This window comes from Luteibacter sp. 9133 (genome assembly GCF_000800155.1).
GTDB lineage: Bacteria > Pseudomonadota > Gammaproteobacteria > Xanthomonadales > Rhodanobacteraceae > Luteibacter > Luteibacter mycovicinus.
Map to the genome: position 1 here is coordinate 3784345 of NZ_JUHO01000001.1, position 22594 is coordinate 3806938.

At 65.8% G+C, this 22594-nt stretch carries 20 protein-coding genes; 13 read left to right on the plus strand and 7 right to left on the minus strand.

The genetic code is table 11. From position 1 onward, the window contains the following. Positions 1-192: 192 nt before the first annotated feature. The 3 genes from FA87_RS16520 to glnE form a co-directional block, all read right to left on the minus strand. A complete protein-coding gene (locus FA87_RS16520; RefSeq protein WP_036110142.1) occupies positions 193-438 on the minus strand; it encodes a type B 50S ribosomal protein L31 in 246 nt (81 codons plus the stop codon). Between the two features lie 88 nt (positions 439-526). Further along, positions 527-1459 carry a nucleoside hydrolase gene (locus tag FA87_RS16525; RefSeq protein ID WP_043696087.1) on the minus strand — a complete coding sequence of 311 codons (933 nt, stop codon included), beginning with the start codon at positions 1457-1459 and terminating at the stop codon, positions 527-529. A 49-nt stretch (positions 1460-1508) separates the two neighbouring features. Continuing rightward, entirely contained in the window at positions 1509-4394 is a 2886-nt protein-coding gene (gene glnE, locus FA87_RS16530; protein WP_043696090.1) for a bifunctional [glutamate--ammonia ligase]-adenylyl-L-tyrosine phosphorylase/[glutamate--ammonia-ligase] adenylyltransferase, read from the minus strand. Between the two features lie 178 nt (positions 4395-4572). Here glnE and FA87_RS16535 point away from each other — a divergent pair, with 178 nt between their 5' ends. Beyond that, positions 4573-6465 carry an LTA synthase family protein gene (locus tag FA87_RS16535; protein WP_052191408.1) on the plus strand — a complete coding sequence of 631 codons (1893 nt, stop codon included), beginning with the start codon at positions 4573-4575 and terminating at the stop codon, positions 6463-6465. Positions 6466-6666: 201 nt separating this feature from the next. After that, positions 6667-7674, plus strand: coding sequence for a hypothetical protein (locus FA87_RS21220; RefSeq protein WP_043696092.1), 1008 nt, complete (start codon positions 6667-6669; stop codon positions 7672-7674). Between the two features lie 88 nt (positions 7675-7762). Here the strand turns inward: FA87_RS21220 and groL are convergent, their stop codons facing one another. Beyond that, positions 7763-9406 (minus strand): chaperonin GroEL, encoded by a 1644-nt coding sequence (gene groL / locus FA87_RS16545; RefSeq protein WP_036110129.1) that lies wholly within the window; start codon positions 9404-9406, stop codon positions 7763-7765. Between the two features lie 60 nt (positions 9407-9466). Continuing rightward, the gene (locus tag FA87_RS16550; protein ID WP_036110126.1) at positions 9467-9760 is read right to left on the minus strand and encodes a co-chaperone GroES; all 294 of its coding nucleotides are present in this window, start codon (positions 9758-9760) and stop codon (positions 9467-9469) included. Positions 9761-10002: 242 nt separating this feature from the next. Between FA87_RS16550 and FA87_RS16555 the strand changes: the two genes are divergently transcribed. From FA87_RS16555 to accC, 6 genes are all read left to right on the plus strand, one after another. Next, entirely contained in the window at positions 10003-12240 is a 2238-nt protein-coding gene (locus FA87_RS16555; protein WP_043696095.1) for a protein-disulfide reductase DsbD, read from the plus strand. After that, positions 12237-12770 (plus strand): TlpA disulfide reductase family protein, encoded by a 534-nt coding sequence (locus tag FA87_RS16560; protein WP_043696098.1) that lies wholly within the window; start codon positions 12237-12239, stop codon positions 12768-12770. The genes FA87_RS16555 and FA87_RS16560 overlap by 4 nt, the downstream gene beginning before the upstream one ends. A 20-nt stretch (positions 12771-12790) precedes the next feature. Next, a complete protein-coding gene (locus tag FA87_RS16565) occupies positions 12791-13345 on the plus strand; it encodes a DUF1415 domain-containing protein (protein WP_043696101.1) in 555 nt (184 codons plus the stop codon). Positions 13346-13482: 137 nt separating this feature from the next. After that, positions 13483-13932, plus strand: coding sequence for a type II 3-dehydroquinate dehydratase (gene aroQ, locus FA87_RS16570; protein ID WP_036110114.1), 450 nt, complete (start codon positions 13483-13485; stop codon positions 13930-13932). Between the two features lie 61 nt (positions 13933-13993). Further along, a complete protein-coding gene (gene accB / locus FA87_RS16575; RefSeq protein WP_036110111.1) occupies positions 13994-14464 on the plus strand; it encodes an acetyl-CoA carboxylase biotin carboxyl carrier protein in 471 nt (156 codons plus the stop codon). Positions 14465-14474: 10 nt separating this feature from the next. Continuing rightward, the gene (accC, locus tag FA87_RS16580) at positions 14475-15839 is read left to right on the plus strand and encodes an acetyl-CoA carboxylase biotin carboxylase subunit (RefSeq protein WP_036110106.1); all 1365 of its coding nucleotides are present in this window, start codon (positions 14475-14477) and stop codon (positions 15837-15839) included. Positions 15840-15934: 95 nt separating this feature from the next. Here the strand turns inward: accC and prmA are convergent, their stop codons facing one another. Continuing rightward, the gene (gene prmA, locus FA87_RS16585; protein ID WP_036110103.1) at positions 15935-16834 is read right to left on the minus strand and encodes a 50S ribosomal protein L11 methyltransferase; all 900 of its coding nucleotides are present in this window, start codon (positions 16832-16834) and stop codon (positions 15935-15937) included. 62 nt (positions 16835-16896) lie between these two features. Here prmA and FA87_RS16590 point away from each other — a divergent pair, with 62 nt between their 5' ends. From FA87_RS16590 to purH, 3 genes are all read left to right on the plus strand, one after another. Then, positions 16897-17703: a zinc-ribbon and DUF3426 domain-containing protein gene (locus FA87_RS16590; protein ID WP_036110101.1), complete on the plus strand. Its 807-nt coding sequence runs from the start codon at positions 16897-16899 to the stop codon at positions 17701-17703. A 223-nt stretch (positions 17704-17926) separates the two neighbouring features. Continuing rightward, positions 17927-18160 (plus strand): helix-turn-helix domain-containing protein, encoded by a 234-nt coding sequence (locus FA87_RS16595; protein ID WP_051943271.1) that lies wholly within the window; start codon positions 17927-17929, stop codon positions 18158-18160. A 71-nt stretch (positions 18161-18231) separates the two neighbouring features. Further along, positions 18232-19821: a bifunctional phosphoribosylaminoimidazolecarboxamide formyltransferase/IMP cyclohydrolase gene (purH, locus tag FA87_RS16600; protein WP_036110097.1), complete on the plus strand. Its 1590-nt coding sequence runs from the start codon at positions 18232-18234 to the stop codon at positions 19819-19821. A 45-nt stretch (positions 19822-19866) separates the two neighbouring features. Here purH and FA87_RS16605 read toward each other — a convergent pair whose 3' ends face one another. Beyond that, positions 19867-20856: a bile acid:sodium symporter family protein gene (locus FA87_RS16605; RefSeq protein ID WP_043696105.1), complete on the minus strand. Its 990-nt coding sequence runs from the start codon at positions 20854-20856 to the stop codon at positions 19867-19869. 96 nt (positions 20857-20952) lie between these two features. On the opposite strand from FA87_RS16605, the gene FA87_RS16610 reads away from it, so the two are divergent. Together FA87_RS16610 and FA87_RS16615 are read left to right on the plus strand one after the other, a co-directional pair. Beyond that, a complete protein-coding gene (locus tag FA87_RS16610) occupies positions 20953-21843 on the plus strand; it encodes a LysR family transcriptional regulator (RefSeq protein ID WP_043696107.1) in 891 nt (296 codons plus the stop codon). A gap of 45 nt (positions 21844-21888) precedes the next feature. Next, positions 21889-22587, plus strand: coding sequence for a glutathione S-transferase (locus FA87_RS16615; RefSeq protein ID WP_043696110.1), 699 nt, complete (start codon positions 21889-21891; stop codon positions 22585-22587). Positions 22588-22594: the final 7 nt, after the last annotated feature.

Genomic DNA, 22594 nt, shown 5'->3' on the forward strand with positions numbered 1-22594 from the left:
CTGGGGAAGGTCCCGTACCGGCCGCAACCCGCGACCGAAGTTCCCCATTATCACACAGCGACGATTCAAACGTCCGTTAGGCCCGCGTGTAAATCGCACACGCAAAAAGACACGGGGCAAGCCATGGGCTCGCCCCGTGTCCTCTATCCTCGCGACACGCCACCCCGCAGGCGGCGCGCGGATGGTGCGGTCTTACTTCTGACCGTAGCGCTGACGGAACTTGTCGACGCGACCGCCGATGTCCAGCGTCTTCTGCTTACCGGTATAGAACGGGTGCGAGTGGCTCGAGATATCGAGCTTGATGACCGGGTACTCGTTACCGTCTTCCCACTTGACGGTCTCCTTGGAGGACATCGTCGAACGCGTCAGGAACGCGAAATCGGACGAAAGGTCCTGGAAGACCACCGACTGGTACTTCGGATGAATGTTCTCTTTCATGGCTTGAACCTGAGAAATAGCGGGGTGAAAAGAGCGGCATTGTAGCCCGGGGTCCGGGGTCGTGCAAGCCGGGACCCCGGGCGGGATCTCACACGGCGCCCAGTGCGCCCGCGATCAGCTCGCCGAAGCGGGCATGGTCGACCTCGAGCACGATGCGGGCGTTCGGCTGGCCGCCGAGACGGCCATGCCAGTCGACCACGGTAGCGCCACGCGTGAGGCGCCCGTCGAGCTCGATGGCGACGTGGCGGGTTTCGGCGCGCACGATCATGGCGGGATCCAGTGCCACGGCCATGGCCAGCGCGTCGGCCGCGATGAACCCGGTACGCTCGTGCTCGGCGTTGAAGCGGCGGGCCGTCGCGAAAATCTTCTCGAAGAACGAGGCGCGCTTATCGCCGGAGGCGACCCAGCGCTCGTAGACCTCGTCGGGGAAGGCGTGACGGACGGTCGCCTCCCAGTCCACCAGATCGAAGTGCTCGAATGCCTCGAAGACGACGTGCGCCGCCTCGGGATCGAATCCGATATTGAACTCGGCGGGAATCTTCCCCGTGTTGCCGTGACCGGTGACGGCGCCGCCCATGATGACCAGGCGCTTCACGCGCGCAGGCAGCGTCGGGTCCAGACGCACGGCCAGAGCCAGGTTCGTCAGGGGACCCAGTGCGACGAGCGTGAGCTCGTCCGGACGTTCCCGGGTCAGGCGGATCAGGGCGAGCGCGGCGTGCTCGGCCTCCGCGACATGCTGGGGCTCAGGAAAGCCGACATCGCCAAAGCCATCGGCGCCGTGGACGAACGCGGCGTCCTCATCGGGCGCACGCACCAGCGGGGACGGGCATCCGCCGAACACAGGCGTCGTCGCTCCGATCAGTTCGACCAGCGTACGGGCGTTACGCACCGTATGACCGAGGCCTACGTTGCCCGCGGCAACCGTCAGGGCGGCGACATCGGTATGCGCGTGCGCCATGAGGATCGCCAGCGCGTCATCCACGCCGGGGTCGGTGTCGATCAGCAACGGAAGTCGGGTCATCGGTTATCGGTCCGTGGACGGCCGGACAGCATACCGCCGGCCGGGCCCTTCAGACAGCCTGCGACGCGATCTCGGCCGTACCGAACTCGAAGCCGAGCTCCGACGCGACCTGGCTCACGCCAGCGAGCACCCGTCTGAGCGACGGGGTACGGGTCGCGATGCGCGAACGGAGATCGAGCGTGCAGGTAAGTCCCGCCTGGAGCAGATCCGCATGGGCCAGGTGCAGCGTATCCGCCTGCGACTGGGTCAGCAGCCCCTGCTCGCGCAGCACGTCGATCAGGCTGCTGCTGGCCGGCGTATCCAGAATGGGCGGACAGCTGGCGGCGTGCGCAAGCACCATGCCCTGCAGGATGAACTCGATGTCGATCAGCGCACCCACGCCCTGCTTCAGGTCCACCTGTTCGGCATCCGACCGGTCGCGCTCGCCGCGCCAGCGACTCCGCATGGCGCTGACTTCAGCGAACACCCGGACACCGTCCCGCTGCGTCGCAAGAATCTCCCGACGGATCTCCGCCAGCTGGCCACCCACGCGCGCGTCGCCGGCAACCGGACGAGCCCGCAGGAGCGCCTGATGCTCCCAGGTCCAGGCGCGATCGCGCTGATAGGCCTCGAAGGCATCCACGCTGGCGACCAGCAACCCCTTCGAACCGTCCGGCCGCAGACGCGTGTCGACATCGTAGAGCTTGCCGGCATGCGTCTGCGCGCTCAGCCAGTGCATGACACGCTGGGCGAGACGCTGATACCACCGGGTGCCATCGACCGGACGCGGGCCATCGCTCATCGCATTGGCGCGCTTGCCGTCATAGACGAAGACAAGATCGAGATCGGAGGCGAAGCCCAGCTCTTCACCGCCCAGGCTGCCGTAGCCGAGCACGGCGAAGCCGCTGCCCTCCCCGGGAAGGCGCCCGTGCTGAGCGGTCAGTTCGCGCGTGGCGAGCGCCAGCACCGCGGCGACCACCGCCTCGGCCAGTCCGGCGAGACGACGCGCCGTGGCGGTCGCGTCGGCACGACCGTCGTTGAAAGCGAGACCCAGCCGGAAGGCGATACTGGACCGGAATTCATTGATGCGCTCGAGTTCGTGCTCGGCGTCGCGCTCGTCGAGCGTGCCCAGCGAGCGGGCCATCTCCACTGCGATGTCCGCGCGCTTCAGCGGCAGCTGATCGATGCGCGGATCGAGCACGTCGTCGAGCAACAGCGGCTGCGCAATCACCCGCTCGGCAAGGAACGCGCTGTCCGCAAAGACTGTGGCGACACGACGGCGCGCACTGGGCTGCTCGTCGAGCAGCGCGAGATACGACGAACGGCGCGCAACGGCCTGCACCAGGCGCAGCATGCGCAACAGACTCGATGCCGGCGACGCACTGCTGCGGGCGGCACCGATCAGCTGCGGCATGAGCCGCTGCAGGCGCTCGGACGAACGTGCCGACATCGACCGCACCGATGCCGCACGAGGCAACTTGATCAGCTCCGACGCCACGTCCTGTCCGGGCCGGAAACCGGAGGCTTCCATTGTCGCCGCCACCAGCGATTCGTCCCGCGCGGCCTCCCACAACTCCACGTCGGCGGCGGGCGCGACGGCTTTTCCGCCTGCCTGCGGCACCAGCACCGTGGCGAATTCCGCCGAGACCGCGTCGCGGTGACGAGTCAGGACTTCGGCCAGCGCATCCCACGACGGGTAGTTCAGACCCAGCGCCAGGCGCTCGCGCGACAGCTCGTCGTCCGGAATATCGTGCGTCTGCGCGTCGCGCAACATCTGCACACGATTCTCCAGAAGGCGCAGGAAGAGGTAAGCCTCGCGCAACAGCTTCGCGCGCGCCTTGGGGATATAGCCCTTTGCCTCGCACGCCCGCAGGGCGGGAAGCAGTCCCCGCACGCGAAGGGCCGGGTCGCGACCGCCGCGAATCATCTGGGTGAGCTGCACCACGAATTCGATTTCGCGAATACCACCGGGACCCAGCTTCAGGTTGCCGGCAAGGTCTTTCCGCGCCACCTCCGCATCGATCAGCGACTTCATCTCGCGCAGCCCGGCGAACGCCGTGTAATCGAGATAGCGCCGGTAAACGAACGGCCGCAGCATGTCCTGCAATTCGCGACCGGCCGTGCGATCGCCCGCCACCGGTCGCGCCTTGATCCACGCGTAGCGTTCCCAGTCACGGCCTTCGCGCTGGTAGTACTGCTCCATAGCGGCGAAAGGCAACGCCAGCCGCCCGGCGTTGCCGAACGGACGCAATCGCAGGTCGACACGGGCACAGATGCCGTCGACCGTCGGCTCGGCCAGCAGCCGTACGAGCTGTCGCGTTTCCCGAATGAAATACTCGCCATTGTCGAGTGGACGCGAGCCGTCGGTCTCACCTCCGGACGCGTAGGCGAGCACGAGATCGATATCCGAGGAGAAATTGAGTTCGTTGCCCCCCAGCTTGCCGAAGCCGATCACGACCATGCGCTGTTCGACACCGGCCGCATCGCGGGGGCGACCGAAGCGCGCATGCAACGAGTGCTCCGACCAGCGCAGGGCGGCCGACAGCAGCGTTTCATACAGCGCGCTCGTCGACGACAAAGTGTCATCGACATCGTCGAGCCCATTGACGTCGCGAAACACGATACGCAGCGCCTCCGCGTGCCGGAAACGGCGCAGCATCGCCATACAGCGATCTTCGTCGGCGGGCAGATCGAGCGAGGTGGCGCGCGTGCTCGCATCGGCATTGCCGCGCAGTCGCTCCAGTCCCGCTGGCGCAAGCAACTCGGGCTGACGTCGCAGGACATCGAAAGCGAAGTCCGAGGCGAGAAGCGTGCGGCGGATACGCTCGGCGACGCCCGCGTCATCGTGCAGGGGGATGCGTGCGGCGCGACACGCCGCCATCACGTCGGCGTAACGGTGGTCGATCAGGGCGCGAAGCTCGGGACTTTCGCGCGGTGTTGGCGTGGAAGCGTTCATGAGGCGGTCATTGTGCCCGAGACGAGGCCTGTGGCGGCCGGGTGAGAGGATTCAGATTTTTCTTACGAATCATGACCTTTTTTCGTCGCGACATGGCGCATCCGCCTGACAACCGGTTCATGTCCGTTGCGTTACAGTCCCTACCCCCTCGCTGACAGGGGCGTGACAAGAGGACGTTATGACTGTCAATTCAACGCGTTGGCGTAACATCGCCGGACGGGTCGCCTTGCCGCTCCTGCTCGCGGTCGCGTTCGTTCTCTATACCGGGTTCCTCGATGGGAATCCCGGCGTCGCCAGCAGTGCCTGGGCCGACCGCCCTTGGCACCTGTTCGCCAACGCCTTGCCGGGGCTCATGCTCGCCTTTCTGCTTCTGGTGCTGACCCGACGGGCATGGCTGTCGTTCGGCGTCGCGTTCATGGTGCAGGGCGCCGTGCTCGCGGTGAGCGCCATCAAGATGAAGAATCTCGGCTCGCCATTGTTACCTGCGGATTTCCGCATGGTGGGTCAGCTGAAGAATGGTGGCCTGCACCTGCTAGGCGGCTACCTGCCCTCGAGCCCCCTGCCGTATCTCGCGATCCTCGGCACCATCGGCCTCATCGCGATCGTCGCCCGGTTCGAGCCGGCGCTGTTCGCGCGCCGCACGCACGGGCGTCGACTGATCACCGGGCTTACCCTTTTTGCATTGATCGGCACGCTACTCGCGGGCGTTCCCGCGTGGTCGAAGATGTACAACAAGGACCGGCTTGGCATGCAGCCGTGGTCGGCCGCGTCCAACGCGGGCTACAACGGCGTCGTGACCACGATCATGCAGTTCCGCCTGCAGAACGCGGGCAAGAAGGAGAAAGCGGATCCCGCCGAGGCCGAGCAATTCATTGCCGCGACCGGCGGCGACCTGCGCCAGCACATGGCGGAGGCCGCCACCAATGGCCGACAAACGCCTGATATCGTGATCGTGCAGAGCGAGTCCTTCTTCGACCCCAGCGTCATCAGGGGCATCGAGCAGGAGGACTTCGCGCCCAACCTGCATCGCCTGGCCGAGCATGCCAGCACGGGCCAGCTGCACGTACCGACCTTTGGCGGCGGAACCATCCGCACCGAATTCGAAGTCCTGACCGGCTTGTCGCTGCGCTACTTCCCGACCATGCAATTCCCGTATCTGCAGATGCAGGCCGGTGTCATGCCGGGCATGGTCCGCGTACTGCGCTCGCACGGCTACGAAACCATCGCCGTGCATGGCAACGACGCCGGCTTCTGGAACCGCACGGCCGCCTTCAGATCGCTGGGTTTCGATCGCTTCGTTTCGCAGCCCGATTTCCCGAAGGGCTTCCGCAAAGACGGCGAATACATGGCCGACAGCGCCATGACCGACGAAATCATGAGCCAGCTGAAGAATGACGGGCCGCCCCGGTTCGTCTTCGCCATCAGCATGGAAGCACATGGGCCCTACGACAAATCGGTGAACATCGACACGAAGGAGCGCGACGCCATTCCCGTGCCGGATGGCATCAGCGATGATGCCAAGCTGCAGCTGCGCAATTACATCTATCACATGCGTCACGCGGACGCCGAGCTCGGACGCCTCGCCGAGCTCCTGAAGCAGCGCGAGCGTCCGACGCTCCTGCTGTTTTACGGCGACCACCTGCCCGCATTGACCGAGACTTACGCCAAGGCTGGCTTCACCAACGGTCGCGACATGCTGACCCAGACCGTGCCGTACATCCTGATCGACGCACACGAGGACGGCCCCGCTCCGGTAAAGACCGATCTGGCATCGTGGATGCTGCCGGGGAAACTGCTGGAACAGGCGGGCGTGCATGACGATGCCTACTTTGCGCTGACGCAGGTCGTCGGTGGGCAACTGGCGGCCCTGACACACGCACCCGATGCGAGGGAAGCGCCTGAAGACGCCGGCCTGAAATTCAGCGACACCTCGATGCGCAACGTCGCGATGCTGCGCATGAAGCGGAAACTCGATCCACTGGTGGCGAAATACGCGCAGCCCGATCCGAACCTGGTCGCTCGTCAGCCCGGTGAAGCCGAAGAAGCCGCGGCGTCCGGTGCGGGACAGTAGGCCGCGGTCAAAGGTTTCGTGCGCAAAAATGGCATACGTAGCTATTTGTCATTCAAATAGCGCCTGCGTCACAAAATACCTGTCACCGCACTGTTAGCGTGGCTCTGCACTCGTCGTAGTGCAAAGGAGCCTGGGGGACGCACGTCGATCATCCGGTCGTCGGCACATGGACGATATCCTTCCAACGCAGGAGTCGTACGCATGAAGAGGTTCGCTTCAATCGGCAGGGTTGTGGCGCGCGCGGGCATCATCGCGGCCATGTTCTCCGTAACGCTGAGCGCCAGCGCGGCGGATACGTCGCAGGCAGCGCCCGCGCTTCAACTCACCCGCGTCGGCGCCATGCCGGCCACCGCGAAGCCCGCGGGCGTTCCGGACGATTACGTCGTCACACCCAATGGTTATTTCTCACCCGACTGCGTCGCCACCGTGCACGCAGGCGACCAGCTCCAGAAAAACGGTCTGATTAAACGTGCCTCGGGCACGACGGAGAAAGCCGCTACCTGCGGCAAGGCCAATTTCACGTTACAGGGCGAGCGCGTCGAAGCGGACGGCCGCCATACCCTAAGGTCCGCGGCGACGCCGCCGCCGACGCAGAGCGGCTGGGTGCAGTCGGCGAACTATGCGAGCAGCACGCCGATCGGTCGTATCGTGGCCACGTGGACGGTGCCCAGTGCGCCGACGACGCAGAGCGACCAGGTGATCTATTTCTTCCCCGGCCTGGAACAGTTGCCCAACGTGCAGTCCATCCTTCAGCCCGTGCTTGGCTGGAACGGTTACGGCGACAAGGCGTGGACGCTGGCGAGCTGGAACTGCTGTGTCGACGGCACGACGTTCCACAGCGATCCGATACCGGCAAGCGCAGGTGACAACGTCGTGGGCGATACATACTCCACATGCGCGGCGGGCGAAGCCTGTTCGACGTGGAAGATCGACTCGCGCAACACGACCACGGGCCAGACCAGCTCGCTGACGACCAATCCGTATGCGGATCTGACCTGGGTCTTCGGTGGTGTGCTCGAGGTGTACAGCGTCGCGACGTGCGGGCAGTATCCCGGAGGACCGATCACCTTCCATGACATCGAGGTCTACGACCGCAACAACCAGCGCGTGGCGTCACCGCCGTGGCAGGGTAGCGATACGTCGGGCATCGATCCGCAGTGCAATTACGGACTGAGCACGACGCCGACATCGGCGACCATCGCGTACTGAACCGCGAACGGCGCTGAGTCACATCGAAGCAAAAAAAGAGGCCCCGCAAGCGGGGCCTCTTTCGTACAGCGAGCCGGAAGGCGAGGACTTAGAAGTCCATGCCACCCATGCCGCCCATGCCACCCGGGGCACCGTGGCCGGCGCCGTCGTCCTTCTTCGGCACTTCGGTCACGGCCGCTTCGGTCGTGATGATCGAGCCGGCGACCGACGCCGCGAACTGCAGGGCCGAACGCGTGACCTTGGTCGGGTCCAGGATGCCGAAGGCGATCATGTCACCGAACTCACCGGTGGCGGCGTTGTAACCGAAGTTACCTTCACCGGCCTTGACCTGGTTGACGATGACCGACGCTTCTTCACCGGCGTTGGTGACGATGGCGCGCAGCGGAGCCTCGAGCGTGCGACGGGTGATCGCGATGCCGAGATCCTGGTCCGTGTTCTTGCCCTTGAGGCCTTCGAGCGCCTTGAGTGCACGGATCAGGGCGACGCCGCCGCCCGGGACCACGCCTTCTTCGACGGCTGCGCGCGTGGCGTGCAGGGCGTCTTCGACGCGGGCCTTCTTTTCCTTCATCTCGACTTCCGTCGCGGCGCCGACCTTGATGACGGCAACACCGCCGGCAAGCTTGGCGACGCGCTCCTGCAGCTTCTCACGGTCGTAGTCCGACGAGGTCTCTTCGATCTGCGCCTTGATCTGCTTGATGCGCGACTGGATGCCTTCGGCATCGCCGGCACCGTCGATGATCGTGGTGTTTTCCTTCGTGATCACGACGCGCTTGGCGCGACCCAGATCGTTGATGGTGGCCTTGTCCAGAGCCAGACCCACTTCCTCGGAGATGACCGTGCCGCCCGTCAGCTGGGCGATGTCTTCCAGGATGGCCTTGCGACGATCGCCGAAGCCCGGCGCCTTGACGGCGGCGACCTTGACGATGCCACGGATCGTGTTGACGACGAGCGTGGCCAGGGCTTCGCCCTCGACTTCCTCGGCGACGATCAGCAGCGGCTTGGCGGCCTTGGCGACAGCCTCGAGCACCGGGAGCAGCTCACGGACGTTCGAGATCTTCTTGTCGTGGATGAGGATGAACGGGTCGTCCAGCTCAACCTGCTGCGACTGCTGATTGTTGATGAAGTACGGCGACAGGTAGCCGCGATCGAACTGCATGCCTTCGACGACGTCGAGTTCGTTCTCGAGGCCCGAACCTTCTTCGACCGTGATCACGCCTTCCTTGCCGACCTTGCCCATCGCCGTGGCGATGATGTCACCGATGTTGGCATCGGAGTTGGCCGAGATCGTACCGACCTGGGCGATCGCCTTGTCGTCGGCGGTCGGGTTGGACAGCTTCTTCAGCTCGCCGACGGCGGCCGAGACGGCCTGGTCGATACCGCGCTTGAGGTCCATCGGGTTGATGCCGGCGGCAACGGCCTTGAGGCCTTCCTGGATGAACGCCTGGGCGAGGACGGTCGCGGTCGTGGTGCCGTCACCGGCCACGTCGGAGGTCTTCGAGGCGGCTTCCTTCACGATCTGCGCGCCGATGTTCTCGTACTTGTCGGCGAGCTCGATTTCCTTGGCGACCGAGACGCCGTCCTTGGTGACGGTCGGGACGCCGAAGCTCTTCTCGAGCACGACGTTGCGGCCCTTCGGGCCCAGGGTGACCTTCACCGCGTTGGCGAGGGTGTTGACACCCTTCAGCATGCGGGCGCGGACGTCTTCGCCGAAGCGGACTTCTTTAGATGCCATGATCGTTGAATCCTTGAATAGTTAGGTAGAGGGAGTCGGGAGAACGGGGCGAGCCGGGGCTCAGCCTTCCAGAACCGCCACGATGTCGTCTTCCTTCAGGAAGACCAGCTCTTCGCCGTCGACCTTGATTTCCTGACCGGCGTACTTGCCGAACAGGACCACGTCGCCTTCCTTCACGCCCATGGGGCGGAGCTGGCCGCTGGCGAGCAGCAGGCCGGTACCGGCGGCGATGACCTTGCCGCGGGTGGGCTTCTCGGTGGCGCTGTCGGGGATGACGATGCCACCGGCCGAGACGCGCTCTTCTTCGAGACGCTTGACGATGACGCGATCGTGCAGCGGGCGCAGTTTGCTCATGACTTCTCCAAACATGTGTTTGACGGGAAAGGAATTTAGGCCACCCTGTTAGCACTTGCCCAGGGTGAGTGCCAGAATTTTAGCCAGAACAGCCCCGGGATCGGAAGAACTATCTGGATGGTCGACAGATGGCGGCGGCGGCGGACCGTTCAAGGGCCGCGGTGCAAAAAAGCATCCGGCGCCGATGCAAGCCAGCTGGAGTTTGCCCGGTCATAATGACCAACGCCTTACTGGAGAGCCCCATGTCGCCGCTATCCCGCCTCGCGCGGAAGCTCGTCGCCTCCCTCGGCCTGTTGCTCGCCGTTTCCCCGGCCTTCGCGCAGGATCCCGAAGACGACCTGCTGCCGGTCACCCAGGCCTTCCATCTCACCTCCGACGCGAGCCAGCCCGGTTCGGTCAGGCTTCACTGGACCATCGCGCCCGACTATTACCTCTACCGCGGCCGGATCAGGATCAAGGCGGCGGACGCCGGCGCCACGCTGGGCCAGCCGACCCTCCCGGACGGTCTCAAAAAGCACGACGAATACCTCGGCGACGTGGAGATCTACCACGGCGAGATCGACGCGACCGTGCCCTATACGCTCGCCGACGCCGCGACGAAGACGCTCGCGCTCGACGTCCAGTACCAGGGCTGCCACGAGGTCGAGCCGAAGATCTGCTACCCGCCGAACACCGAGCACCTGAAGCTCACGATCGGCGGCCCGTCGACCATCCCGGCCGCGGCACCCGCCGGCGCGCCGCCAGCCGCTGCCGGCGGCGCTTCGCTGCTGGGGGCGCCGGCTTCGCTGCCGGGTACCGAAGCCCAGGCACTGCCCGCCGATCAGGCCTTCCGTTTCGAGGCGCTGGTCAAGGGCGGCGACAGCCTGCTGCTGCGCTGGACGATGCCGAAGGACTATTACCTCTACCGCGACAAGACCGAACTCAAGGTGGTCTCGCCGGCCGGTGTCAGCGCGGGCGAGCCCGACTGGCCGAGTGGCACCGCCCATCACGATGAGCACTTCGGCGACACCATCGTCTATTTCGACCAAGTCGAAGTGCCGGTGCCGCTTACCGGCGCGGGCAAGAGCGGCAAGGTCGATGTCGACGTGGCCTATCAGGGCTGCCTCGAGAACGGCATCTGCTACCCGGTAATGACCCGCCGGGTCAGCGTCGATCTCGCCACCCACGCGGCCACGATCGGCGGCGCCACCGAGGCGCCTCAGGCCAGCGCCCCGGCCGAGGTGGCGCCCACCCCGCCGCCGGCCGGCCTGACGCCCGCCGCCTCCGATGCGCCGGTCGGCTTCATCGCCGCGATCGGGCTCGCCCTGCTGGGCGGCCTGGTGCTCAACCTCATGCCCTGCGTCCTGCCCGTGCTGTCGCTGAAGGCGATCACGGTGCTGGAAAGTGGCGAAAGCCCCGCTGCCGCGCGCAAGCACGCGCTCTGGTACACCGCCGGCGTGCTCGTCGCCTTCGCCGCGCTCGGCGTGATCATCGTCGCCATCCGTGCCGCCGGCCACGGGATCCAGTGGGGCGCCCAGTTCCAGCAGCCGGTCGCCATCGGCCTGCTGGTCTACGTCATGCTCGCCGTGGGCCTGTCGATGTCGGGCGTGTTCGAGATCGGCGGTTCGCTGGGCAACATCGGCAGCGGCCTCGCCTCGCGCTCCGGCGCCTCGGGCGATTTCTTCACGGGCGTGCTGGCCGTGGTGGTCGCCAGCCCGTGCACCGCGCCGTTCATGGGTTCGGCGATCGCCTTCGCCTTCGCGGCACCCGTGGCGATCGCCTTCCTGATCTTCCTGGCACTCGGCCTGGGCCTCGCCCTGCCCTTCCTGCTCATCGGCTTCGTGCCGGCCGTCGCCCGCCTGCTGCCACGCCCCGGCCGCTGGATGGAAACGCTGAAGCAGGCACTGGCCTTCCCGATGTACCTCACCGCGGTGTGGCTGTTGTGGGTACTGACCAAGCAGCGTGGTGCCGACGCGACGGCGCTGGTGCTGGCAGGCGGCGTACTGCTGGCGATGGCGCTGTGGTGGTACGGCCGCAGCCGTCGTAGCGCGCTCTCATGGGTCTTCACCGCCGTGCTGGCTGTCGGCGCCATGGCCGCGCTGTGGACGGTGCATGGCCTTCCCGCAGCGACGACCACCGCCACGGCCAGCGACGGCTCGGTGCCTTACTCGGCCGACAAGCTCGCGGAACTTCGTGCCGCGGGCACGCCGGTGCTGGTCGACATGACCGCCGACTGGTGCATCACCTGCAAGGCCAACGAAAAGGCCGTGCTGGACACCGACGCGTTCAGGGACCTGCTCAAGCGCACGGGCACCGTTTACATGAAGGGTGACTGGACCGACGTCAATGCGCCCATCGCCGCGTATCTGGAGCAGTTCCACTCGGTAGGCGTGCCGTTGTACGTCGTCTATCCGAAGGGTGGCGGCGACGGCAGGAAGCTGTCCACCGTCCTGACTTACGACGGCGTGGCGAAGGCGCTCGATACCGCGTCGGGCTCGTGACACGCGGCCCGACCTTCTGGATCGTGGCCCTGGCGATCGCCGGGGCAACGGTCGGCCTGTATGTCGAGCACCGCCGCGCCAATCCGTCGCCCCCGGACGGGATGACGGTGGCCGAGGTGGGCGATGTCGCGCCCGACGTCACCTACGTCGCTATCGACGGCACGCCCCATCGCCTGTCCGAATGGCGAGGCAGACGCGTGCTGATCAACTTCTGGGCTTCGTGGTGCGCCCCTTGCCGGCGTGAGATGCCACTCCTGAGCGCCGCCTCGGACCGCGACCACGGTCGCAAGGTCGCCATCCTGGGCGTGGCCGAGGACACCGCCGCCGATGCGGCACGCTATCTCGCCGGGCGCCCGGTGAACTACCCCGTGCTGCTGGTCGACAGCGACGCCCCCGGCAGCTCGCTCTCCTTCGGCAATACGCGGCGGGTTCTGCCCTACAGCATCCTCATCGGCGACGACGGGCGTATCCTGCGGCGCAAACTCGGCGGCTTCAGCGCGGCCGAGATCGACGAATGGCTCGCGCCTTAGATCTCCCGGAGAACTCCACCATGGATGCCCCGCTTTCAGACGACCAGGCGATCGATGCGACCCGCCGCTGGCTCGAACGTGCCGTTATCGGCCTCAATCTGTGCCCGTTCGCCAAGGCCGTGCACAGGAAGGGCCAGATCCGCTTCGTCGTCAGCGAGGCGGAGCAACCCCTGCAACTGCATGACGATCTGGTGCGGGAACTCAAACGCCTGCGGGACAGCGATCCGGAGACGATCGACACCACGCTGCTGATTCACCCGCGCGTCCTCGGCGACTTCATGGACTTCAACGAATTCCTGGAGATCGCCGACGAAACGGTGGCCGAGCTCTCGCTGGACGGCGAGATCCAGGTAGCCAGCTTTCATCCGGACTTTCAGTTCGAAGGTACCGCACCGGACGACATCACCAATTACACCAACCGGTCGCCGTTCCCGACCCTGCACCTGCTGCGCGAAGCCAGCATCGACCGGGCGGTCGCCGCGTTTCCGGAGGCGGCCAGTATTTTCGAGGCCAACATGGCCACGCTGGACAAGCTCGGGCACGAGGGATGGCAGGCATTGTTCCCCGAGCCCTAGTCAAGACCATACGGGAGCGTGTGGAAAGTCGCGATCTCCAGCGAACTGCGCCGATCTTCACCGAACTGGACAAGTCCGGGGGACAGGCGCACACTGCGCGGCGTTCCGGATTTCCGGACCTACGGCACAGGTGAAGCGTGGCCAGGATCCTTGTCCTTCATGGACCTAACCTCAATCTCCTCGGCGTTCGCGAGCCGTCGGTCTACGGGCGTGAGACGCTCGCCGACATCAACAGCTCGCTGCAAGGCCGCGCACAGGCGGCCGGGCACGACCTGAGCTGGTTCCAGTCCAATGCCGAGCATGAGCTGATCGCCCGGGTGCATCAGGCCCGCGACGAAGGCGTGGCCTGGATCCTGATCAACCCCGCCGCCTTCACGCATACCTCGATCGCCCTGCGCGACGCGCTGGCCGGCGTGGCGATCCCGTTCATCGAGATCCACCTGTCCAATCCGCACGCGCGTGAAGCGTTCCGGCACCACTCCTATGTGTCCGATATCGCCGCGGGCGTGATCTGCGGTTTCGGCGGCGACAGCTACCGCCTGGCGCTCGAAGCCGCACTTCTCCGACTGGCCGTACCCGCCGCCTGAATTCCCCTTCGCGGCGCGCCAGACGGCGCCCGCACCTCCACCACCGACTAAGGGTTGCCCCATGGACCTGCGCAAGATCAAGAAGCTCATCGACCTGCTCGAGGAATCCAACCTCGCCGAGCTGGAAATCAAGGAAGGCGAAGAAGTCGTCCGTCTGTCCCGCGTGCCGAAGGGCACCGCCGTCGCCCAGCCGATGTATGCGGCGCCGGCTCCGGCGGCCGCCGCTCCCGCGGCAGCGGCACCGGCCGCGGCTGCCTCGGCACCCGCGGCGGCACCCGCCGAGTCCGGCCTTCCGGCCGGTCACGTGGTGAAGGCGCCGATGGTCGGCACGTTCTACTCCGCTTCGACCCCGGGCGCACCGGCGTTCGCCGTCGTCGGCCAGCAGGTCAAGGCCGGTGAGACGCTCGGCATCATCGAAGCCATGAAGATGTTCAACCAGATCGAGGCCGATGTGGCCGGTACCGTCGTCGCCGTGCTGATCGAGAACGGTCAGCCGGTCGAATTCGACGAACCGATGTTCGTCATCGCCTGAGGCCAGACCCATGCTCGAGAAGGTCGTCATCGCTAACCGCGGCGAAATCGCGCTGCGCGTGCTGCGCGCATGCCACGCGCTCGGCATCAAGACGGTCGCGGTGCACTCCACCGTGGACCGCAATCTGAAGCACGTCGGCCTGGCCGACGAATCGGTGTGCATCGGCCCGGGTCCCTCGGTCGACAGCTACCTCAACATCCCGCGCATCATCGCCGCGGCCGAGATCACCGACGCCGCCGCGATCCACCCGGGTTACGGCTTCCTCTCGGAGAACGCGAATTTCGCCGAGCAGGTCGAGGAGTCCGGCTTCGTCTTCATCGGCCCCACGGCCGACGTCATCCGCCTGATGGGTGACAAGGTCGAGGCGATCCGTGCCATGAAAGCCGCCGGCGTGCCGTGCGTGCCCGGTTCGGGCGGCCCGCTGGGCGACGATGTCGAAGAGAACATCCGCATCGCCCGTGAGATCGGCTATCCCGTCATCATCAAGGCGGCAGGCGGCGGCGGCGGTCGCGGCATGCGCGTCGTGCGCACCGAACCGCACCTTGCCAGCTCCATCGTGATGACCAAGCAGGAAGCCAAGGCGGCTTTCAGCAACGATCAGGTCTACATGGAGAAGTTCCTGGAAAATCCGCGCCACGTGGAAATCCAGGTACTCGCCGATGGCCAGGGCAACGCCATCCACCTCGGCGAACGCGACTGCTCCATGCAGCGCCGTCACCAGAAGGTCGTGGAAGAGGCGCCGGCACCGGGCATCACGCCGGAGATGCGCGCCGAGATCGGCAAGGTCTGCGTCGACGCCTGCCTTCGCATCGGTTACCGCGGCGCGGGTACGTTCGAGTTCCTGTTCGAGAACGGCCGCTTCTACTTCATCGAGATGAACACCCGTATCCAGGTGGAGCATCCGGTGACCGAACTGGTGACCGGCATCGACCTGGTCCGCGAACAGTTGCTGATCGCCGGCGGTGAGAAGCTCTCGATCCGTCAGGAAGACATCGTGCTCACCGGCCACGCCATCGAGTGCCGTGTGAACGCGGAAGATCCCGACACCTTCATGCCGAGCCCCGGCACGGTGAAGCGTTTCGAGGCCCCGGGTGGCCCCGGCGTGCGCGTGGACACTCACCTGTACGACGGCTACCGCATCCCGCCGAACTACGACTCGATGATCGGCAAGATCATCGTGCACGGTCCGGACCGTGCCACCGCCATCGCACGTATGCGCATGGCGCTGAACGAGACAGTGATCGAGGGTGTGAAGTGCAACATCCCGCTGCAGCAGCGGATCATGGCCGACATCGGCTTCCAGCAGGGCGGACAGAACATCCACTACCTGGAAAAACGCATGGCGGAACAGAAAGAAACGCCGCCAGCCGCGTAAAAAAAAGAACCCCGCCTCGAGCGGGGTTCTTTTTAATGAGGCATCGCGCCCCGCTCAGACCAGCGGTCCGATCTCACAAAGCGGCGTTCCGGCGCTTACGCCTTGCGTCGCCCACTGATCCGTACCCAGTCCTCCAGCGTGCGCACGTCGAGATCGTCGAACCACTCCGCGTAACGCGTGAGCAGTTCCTCGTGCTGCCCGATCAGGATGCCCGACAGCGCGAACGGCGCACCCGGCTTCACGGCGGCGGCAAAGACCGGCGCCAGCTCGCCCAGCGGACCGGCGAGGATATTCGCCACCAACACATCGGCGAGTTCGGCAGGCGCCTCACCCGGGAGATAGACGGCCAGATCGTCGCGCACCTCGTTGCGCTCCGCGTTGTCGTGCGACGACACGATCGCCTGCGGGTCGTTGTCGATACCGACCGCGCGCGCCGCGCCAAGCTTCAGCGCGGCAATGGCGAGAATGCCCGAGCCGCAGCCATAGTCGAGCACCAGCTTGCCGGCCATCTGCTGGCCGTCCAGCCACTCCAGACACATCGCCGTCGTCGGATGCGTACCTGTGCCGAAGGCGAGGCCGGGATCGAGGCGAACGACCACGATGTCGCCGTCGGCGGGCGGATCGATGTTCGACGGATAGACCCACAGGCGGCGGCCGAACGGCATCGGCTTGAAGTCATCCATCCAGACACGCGTCCAGTCCTGATCGCCCACGTCGCGCCACACGATCTGCGCGGGTTCGATGAAGGGGAGGTCGTCGGCAATGGCGGCGGTGAGACCGCGCCGATCGGCTTCCGCGTCGAACAGCGCGTTGAGCACGATCTGGTTCCACAGCGGAAGCTCACCGACGCCCGGCTCGAAGATCGCTTCTTCGTCGGGGGTTTCGGCATCGGCGTCCTGCAGGGTGATCGACAGCGCGCCGAGGTCTTCGAGCGCGGCTTCGACACGCGGCTGTTCGGCGGCGCGGATCGTCAGGGAGAGTTCGAGCCAGGGCATCGGAGGGCCAGATCGTTGGTCGGGAGGACGATTCTACCGGGCGCGCACGTTATGATCGAACGATGTATACGCAGTGTCCCGAGTGCCTGACTGTCTACAAGCTGGAAGCCGAGACGCTCGTCCCGGCGTGCGGCTGCGTGCGTTGCAGCCACTGCGACACGGTTTTCAACGCGCTGGGTACCCTCGCCGCGCAACTCCCGCCCGAGCCGTTCACCCGCCTTGCGGAGCACGCGCTCGACCAGACGCCGCCGCTGGCCGAGGTGGCGGTCTTCCGTCCGCGTCCGGTTATCGACGAACCTCCTGTGGAAGACGACGCGCCCGTCGGCGATGACTCCGGGGCCGCCGAAGATTTTTCGAAGCTCACCTTCACCCCCCGGTTTGCGAGGAAGCGCCGGCGGTCCTGGCACACGGCGGCGTGGACCGTGGTGTGCGTAGCCTTGCTGCTCGGCCTGGGCGCGCAGCTGGCCTGGGCGAAGCGCGACTCCCTGATCGCCGATCCCACCGTAGGCCCGGTGCTTGCCGCCGGCTGCGCCATGGTCGGCTGTCACCTGCCGCTGGTCCCGGCGCCGTCACAGCTGCGCCTGATGGCGCGCGATGTGGAGCAGCATCCCTCCGTACGCGACGGCCTCCTGATCACCGCCAGCGTGCGCAACGATGCGTCGTTCGCGCAGCCCTACCCCGTGGTCACCATCGTACTGTCCGACGCTGACGGGCAGCGCCTGGCGATGCGGCGTTTCCAGCCCGAGGACTATGTCGGCGACACGGGCGTGCGCGAGCGGGGCCTGCCGGGCGGCGCGACCACCGCCATGGTCTTCGAGGTGCAAGACCCGGGCCAGCGGGCGGTCGCTTTCGCCTTCTCGTTCGAATGAGCGTGCGAAAAAATTTCTTTTTGCAAGCCTGCACTTCCCGGTCCGGGACGAGTACACTCGGTTCCCTTCGCGACTCCAGACCCCGTTCACGGCGTGTCCAAGTCGCATTCCAAGCGACCATACCGAATAAGAACCGACCGGGGCCCTGCGTCCCGGCCTGTGAGAGGGGAATGCCTTGAACGCTGTGAGACTTGCTGCTGGTGAGGCCGCCAACGAGACCTCCATGCAGAGTGCCCTCAGCGAATGTGTCAGCCGTACGGTTCGTCGCTATCTCGCCGACATCGGTGACACCGAAGGCGGCGAAGGCCTCCACGCCCTGGTCATCCGCGAAGTCGAAGGCCCCCTCCTGCGCGAAGTGCTCGCCTTCCACGATGGCAACCAGAGCCGTGCCGCGGTCGCTCTCGGCATCAACCGTGCCACCCTGCGCAAGAAGCTGGCCGCCCACGGCATTTCCTGAGGCAATCCGTCCCGGGGCCGCACGGACGTCCGGGCGGCTATAATGGAGCGCTTTCCGCCCCGGAAGTGCCCATGTCCACGCCCGACCTCGTTCCCGTCCGCCGCGCGCTCGTCAGCGTTTCCGACAAGCAGGGCCTGACGGAACTCGCCCGCCGCCTCGCGGCCGCGAACATCGAAATCCTTTCCACCGGCGGCTCGGCGAAGGCGCTGCGCGACGCGGGCATCCCCGTGCGGGACGTCGGCGACCTCACCGGCTTCCCCGAAATCATGGCCGGCCGCGTGAAGACGCTGCACCCGCGTGTGCATGGCGGCCTGCTGGGACGTCGCGGTACCGACGACGCCGTCATGGCCGAGCATGGCATCCTGCCGATCGATCTTCTCGTGCTCAACCTGTACCCGTTCGAGCGCACCGTGGCCGATCCCGCGTGCTCGCTGGACGATGCGATCGAAAATATCGATATCGGCGGACCGGCCATGCTTCGCGCCGCCGCGAAGAACTGGAACGACGTCGGCGTACTGACCGATCCGGCGCAGTACGACGACGCGCTCGCGGAAATCGAAGGCAAGGGTGGCCTGTCGCGCGCCACACGATTCAAGCTGTCCGTCGCCGCGTTCAATCGCGTATCGAACTACGACGCGGCGATCAGCGACTACCTCTCAGGCGTTTCGCTTGACGGCACGCACACCGCGGTCTCCTCGCGCGCGGAATTTCCGGAGCAGTCCAACGGACGCTTCGTGAAGGTGATGGATCTTCGCTACGGCGAGAATCCCCATCAGGCCGGCGCGTTCTATCGCGACCTGTATCCGGCAGCGGGCACGCTCGCGACGTTCCGCCAGTTGCAGGGCAAGGAACTCTCGTTCAACAACATCGCCGACGCCGATGCGGCGTGGGAATGCGTGCGCCAGTTCGACGCCCCCGCCTGCGTCATCGTCAAGCATGCCAATCCCTGCGGCGTCGCCGTCGCGACGGACCCGCTCGCCGCCTACGAACTCGCCTACGCGACCGACCCGACCTCGGCGTTCGGCGGCATCATCGCCTTCAACCGCCCGCTCGACGCGGAGACCGCGAAGGTCATCCTCAAGCGCCAGTTCGTCGAAGTGCTGATAGCACCGTCCGTGGATGCGGGCGCGGTGGAAGAAGCCACGAAGAAAGCCAACGTGCGCGTGCTGGAAATTCCGCCCGGTGACGGTCGCAATACGCACGACATCAAGCGCGTGGGCTCCGGCCTGCTGGTGCAGACGGCCGATCATCGTCAGGTGCAGCGCGACGAACTCAAGGTCGTCAGCAAACGCCAGCCCAGCGCCGCCGAACTGGATGATCTCCTGTTCGCCTGGCGCGTCGCCAAGATGGTCAAGTCGAACGCGATCGTCTACGCGAAGGACAACCGCACGGTCGGCATCGGCGCGGGCCAGATGAGCCGCGTGGTGAGCGCGAAGATCGCAGGACTCAAGGCCGAAGAAGCAGGCCTCGTCGTGCCGGGCAGCGCGATGGCGTCGGATGCGTTCTTCCCATTCCGCGACGGCATCGACGCGGCGGCCGCCGCCGGTATTCGTGCGGTGATCCAGCCGGGCGGATCGATGCGCGATAACGAAGTGATCGCCGCGGCGGATGAGCACGATATGGCGATGGTGTTTACCGGCGTTCGCCACTTCAGGCACTGAGGTCGCGTGCTTTCGCCAGCAGCGCTGGCTCCTGCAGGGAACCCGTTACCTTGTAGGAGCCAGCCCTGCCGGCGATTCAACCCGCCGCATCGCATAACGTCGCGCCAGCACCGCACACGTCATCAGCTGGATCTGATGAAACAGCATGATCGGCAATACGATCAGTCCCAGCGGATGCCCGGCGAACAACACCTTCGCCATCGGCACGCCCGAGGCCAGGCTCTTCTTTGAGCCGCAGAACACGATCGTGATCTCATCCTCCGTCGCAAAGCCCAATGCTCGCGCACCGTAACGCGTGACCAGCAGCGCGCAGGCCAGCAGCACGATATTCACCACGATCAGGCCGGCGAGCACCGGCACCGGCAACTGATGCCAGAGCCCCTGCAACACGGCGGCACTGAAAGCCGTATACACCACGAGCAGGATCGATCCGCGGTCGACGTAAGTCAGCAGCTTCGCGTGTTTGCGTACCCAGCCGCCGATCCAGCGCTGCGCGATCTGGCCGGCGACGAAGGGCACGAACAGTTGCATGACGATGGCGCCCACCGAGTGCCACGACAGGCCGCCCTGCCCGGTACCCGCGATCATCAGGCCAACCAGCAACGGCGTGATGAAGATACCCAGCAGGCTCGATGCCGACGCCGATACGATCGCGGCCGGCACATTGCCGCGCGCGATCGACGTGAATGCGATGGACGACTGCACCGTCGAGGGAAGGGTGCACAGAAACAGGATGCCCAGGTACAGATCGGGTGAGACCAGCGGCGACAGTACCGGCTTCAATACCAGGCCGAGCAGCGGGAACAGCAGGAAGGTGCTGGCCAGCACCGTGAGGTGCAGCCGCCAGTTGGTCATCCCGGCGACCACGGCCTCACGCGACAGCTTCGCGCCGTGCAGGAAGAACAATAGGGCGATGGCGAGGTCGGTGACCACCTCGAAGACGGCGGCGGCCTCGCCCCTGCAAGGCAGCAGGCTGGCCAGCAGGACAGTGGCGATCAGCGAAAGGGTGAAACCATCGGGAAGAAAGCGGCGCATGGGGGCGACACAGGGGCAGCGGGAATGGCACCTATTGCAGCCTCAACCGGTTGATAAGGCAATTCGTTTTATCTGATTCAGTGATACATTAATCGCATGAATGTCTCCCTGCGACAGCTCCGGGCGTTCCTGGCCGTCGCCAGCCACCGGCATTTCCGCCGCGCGGCGGAGACCCTGCATCTCACCCAGCCGGCCGTCAGCCGCCTCGTGGCCGACCTCGAGGGCGAGCTCGACGTCCGCCTCTTCGACCGGAGCACGCGCGAGGTCGTGCCGACCGAAGCCGGCCGCTACCTCGAGCAGGCCCTGGCGCGCGTCCTCGATGAGCTCGACGGGGTCCTCGCCCATGCCCGCACCCAGGCGGATCCTCTGCGCGGGCGCGTACGAATCGCGGCGGTACCGACGCTGTCGGCCGGCCTGGTGCCCTTATGCATCGCCCGCTGCGCGATCGGGCACCCGTCGCTGGAAATCGTTCTGCGCGACCAGAACCAGACCCAGGTACTGGACGCGGTGCGGGGCGGCGAGATCGACTTTGGCCTGACGGTGGAACCGGCGACCGTGGAAGAGTTCGACGCGGAGACGATTCTTCGCGATCCTTTCGACGTCGTGTGTCGCAGCGATCATCCGATGGCCTCGATGCCGATCGTGCCCTGGGACGCCCTCGCGGATCAGCCGCTGATCCTGCTCGACCATGCCTCCGGCAGCCGGCGGATCATCGATGCCGCGTTCACGTCACGCGACATCCCGATGCACGTGACACTCGAAGTGGGGCACCCGCATACCGCGTTCCGTATGGTCGAAGCGGGTCTCGGTGTGACGGTCACACCACGGCTGTCGCTGGACGCGTTGCGGCCGGGCCTGGTGGCGATACGCCTGACGCCGGAGCTGAGCCGTGAAGTCACGCTGGTTCGTCGCCGGGCGCGATCGTTGTCGCCGCCTGCGCAGACGGTCTGGGAAACGTTCCGCGACATCGCGCTCACGCTGGCTTGAACGCGGCGGGAGCACCCTTCGCGTTTTGTGGCAGGAGGTCGGTCGATGAGCTATCAGCTTTATTACTGGACGGGACTGCAGGGGCGCGGCGAGTTCGTTCGTCTGTGTCTCGAGGATGCGGGCGCTGAATACGCCGACGTCGCGCGGATCGAGGGCGACGATGCGATCATGCCGTTTCTCAACGGCGATCGGGAGGGCGCCCTGCCCTTCGCTCCACCCTTCCTGAAGTCCGGGCGCCTCGTGATCGCGCAGGTCGCCAACATTCTGCAGTACCTCGGGCCGCGCCATGGGCTGGTGCCGGAAGGCGAGTCGAAGCGACTGCATGCGCACCAGCTGGAACTGACCATCACCGACTTCGTGGCAGAAGTGCACGACACGCATCACCCGGTTTCCAACGAGCTGTACTACGAAGACCAGCGCGACGAGGCGAAGAAGCGCGCGAAGGATTTCCGCGAGCACCGCATCCCGAAATTCCTGGGTTACTTCGAGAAGTCGATCGAACGCGGCGGCGGCAGGTTTCCGCTACGCGAGCACTCGTACGTGGACCTGTCGCTGTTCCAGATCATGGCGGGACTGGAGTATGCTTTTCCGAAAGCGCTGGCGAAGCAGAAAGTACCGTTGCTGAGGGACCTGGCGAAACGCGTAGCCGACCGGCCGAATATTGCCGCCTATCTGGCGTCGGAAGGCCGTGTGCCGTTCAACACCAACGGCATCTTCCGGCATTACCCCGAACTGGATGACTGAGCTTCGG

Coding starts and splice junctions, on each gene's coding strand:
- FA87_RS16520 (WP_036110142.1), bottom strand. CDS start 438: ATGAAAGAGAACATTCATCCGAAGTACCAGTCGGTGGTCTTCCAGGAC.
- FA87_RS16525 (WP_043696087.1), bottom strand. CDS start 1,459: ATGACCCGACTTCCGTTGCTGATCGACACCGACCCCGGCGTGGATGAC.
- glnE (WP_043696090.1), bottom strand. CDS start 4,394: ATGAACGCTTCCACGCCAACACCGCGCGAAAGTCCCGAGCTTCGCGCC.
- FA87_RS16535 (WP_052191408.1), top strand. CDS start 4,573: ATGACTGTCAATTCAACGCGTTGGCGTAACATCGCCGGACGGGTCGCC.
- FA87_RS21220 (WP_043696092.1), top strand. CDS start 6,667: ATGAAGAGGTTCGCTTCAATCGGCAGGGTTGTGGCGCGCGCGGGCATC.
- groL (WP_036110129.1), bottom strand. CDS start 9,406: ATGGCATCTAAAGAAGTCCGCTTCGGCGAAGACGTCCGCGCCCGCATG.
- FA87_RS16550 (WP_036110126.1), bottom strand. CDS start 9,760: ATGAGCAAACTGCGCCCGCTGCACGATCGCGTCATCGTCAAGCGTCTC.
- FA87_RS16555 (WP_043696095.1), top strand. CDS start 10,003: ATGTCGCCGCTATCCCGCCTCGCGCGGAAGCTCGTCGCCTCCCTCGGC.
- FA87_RS16565 (WP_043696101.1), top strand. CDS start 12,791: ATGGATGCCCCGCTTTCAGACGACCAGGCGATCGATGCGACCCGCCGC.
- accB (WP_036110111.1), top strand. CDS start 13,994: ATGGACCTGCGCAAGATCAAGAAGCTCATCGACCTGCTCGAGGAATCC.
- accC (WP_036110106.1), top strand. CDS start 14,475: ATGCTCGAGAAGGTCGTCATCGCTAACCGCGGCGAAATCGCGCTGCGC.
- prmA (WP_036110103.1), bottom strand. CDS start 16,834: ATGCCCTGGCTCGAACTCTCCCTGACGATCCGCGCCGCCGAACAGCCG.
- FA87_RS16590 (WP_036110101.1), top strand. CDS start 16,897: ATGTATACGCAGTGTCCCGAGTGCCTGACTGTCTACAAGCTGGAAGCC.
- FA87_RS16595 (WP_051943271.1), top strand. CDS start 17,927: ATGCAGAGTGCCCTCAGCGAATGTGTCAGCCGTACGGTTCGTCGCTAT.
- purH (WP_036110097.1), top strand. CDS start 18,232: ATGTCCACGCCCGACCTCGTTCCCGTCCGCCGCGCGCTCGTCAGCGTT.
- FA87_RS16605 (WP_043696105.1), bottom strand. CDS start 20,856: ATGCGCCGCTTTCTTCCCGATGGTTTCACCCTTTCGCTGATCGCCACT.
- FA87_RS16610 (WP_043696107.1), top strand. CDS start 20,953: ATGAATGTCTCCCTGCGACAGCTCCGGGCGTTCCTGGCCGTCGCCAGC.
- FA87_RS16615 (WP_043696110.1), top strand. CDS start 21,889: ATGAGCTATCAGCTTTATTACTGGACGGGACTGCAGGGGCGCGGCGAG.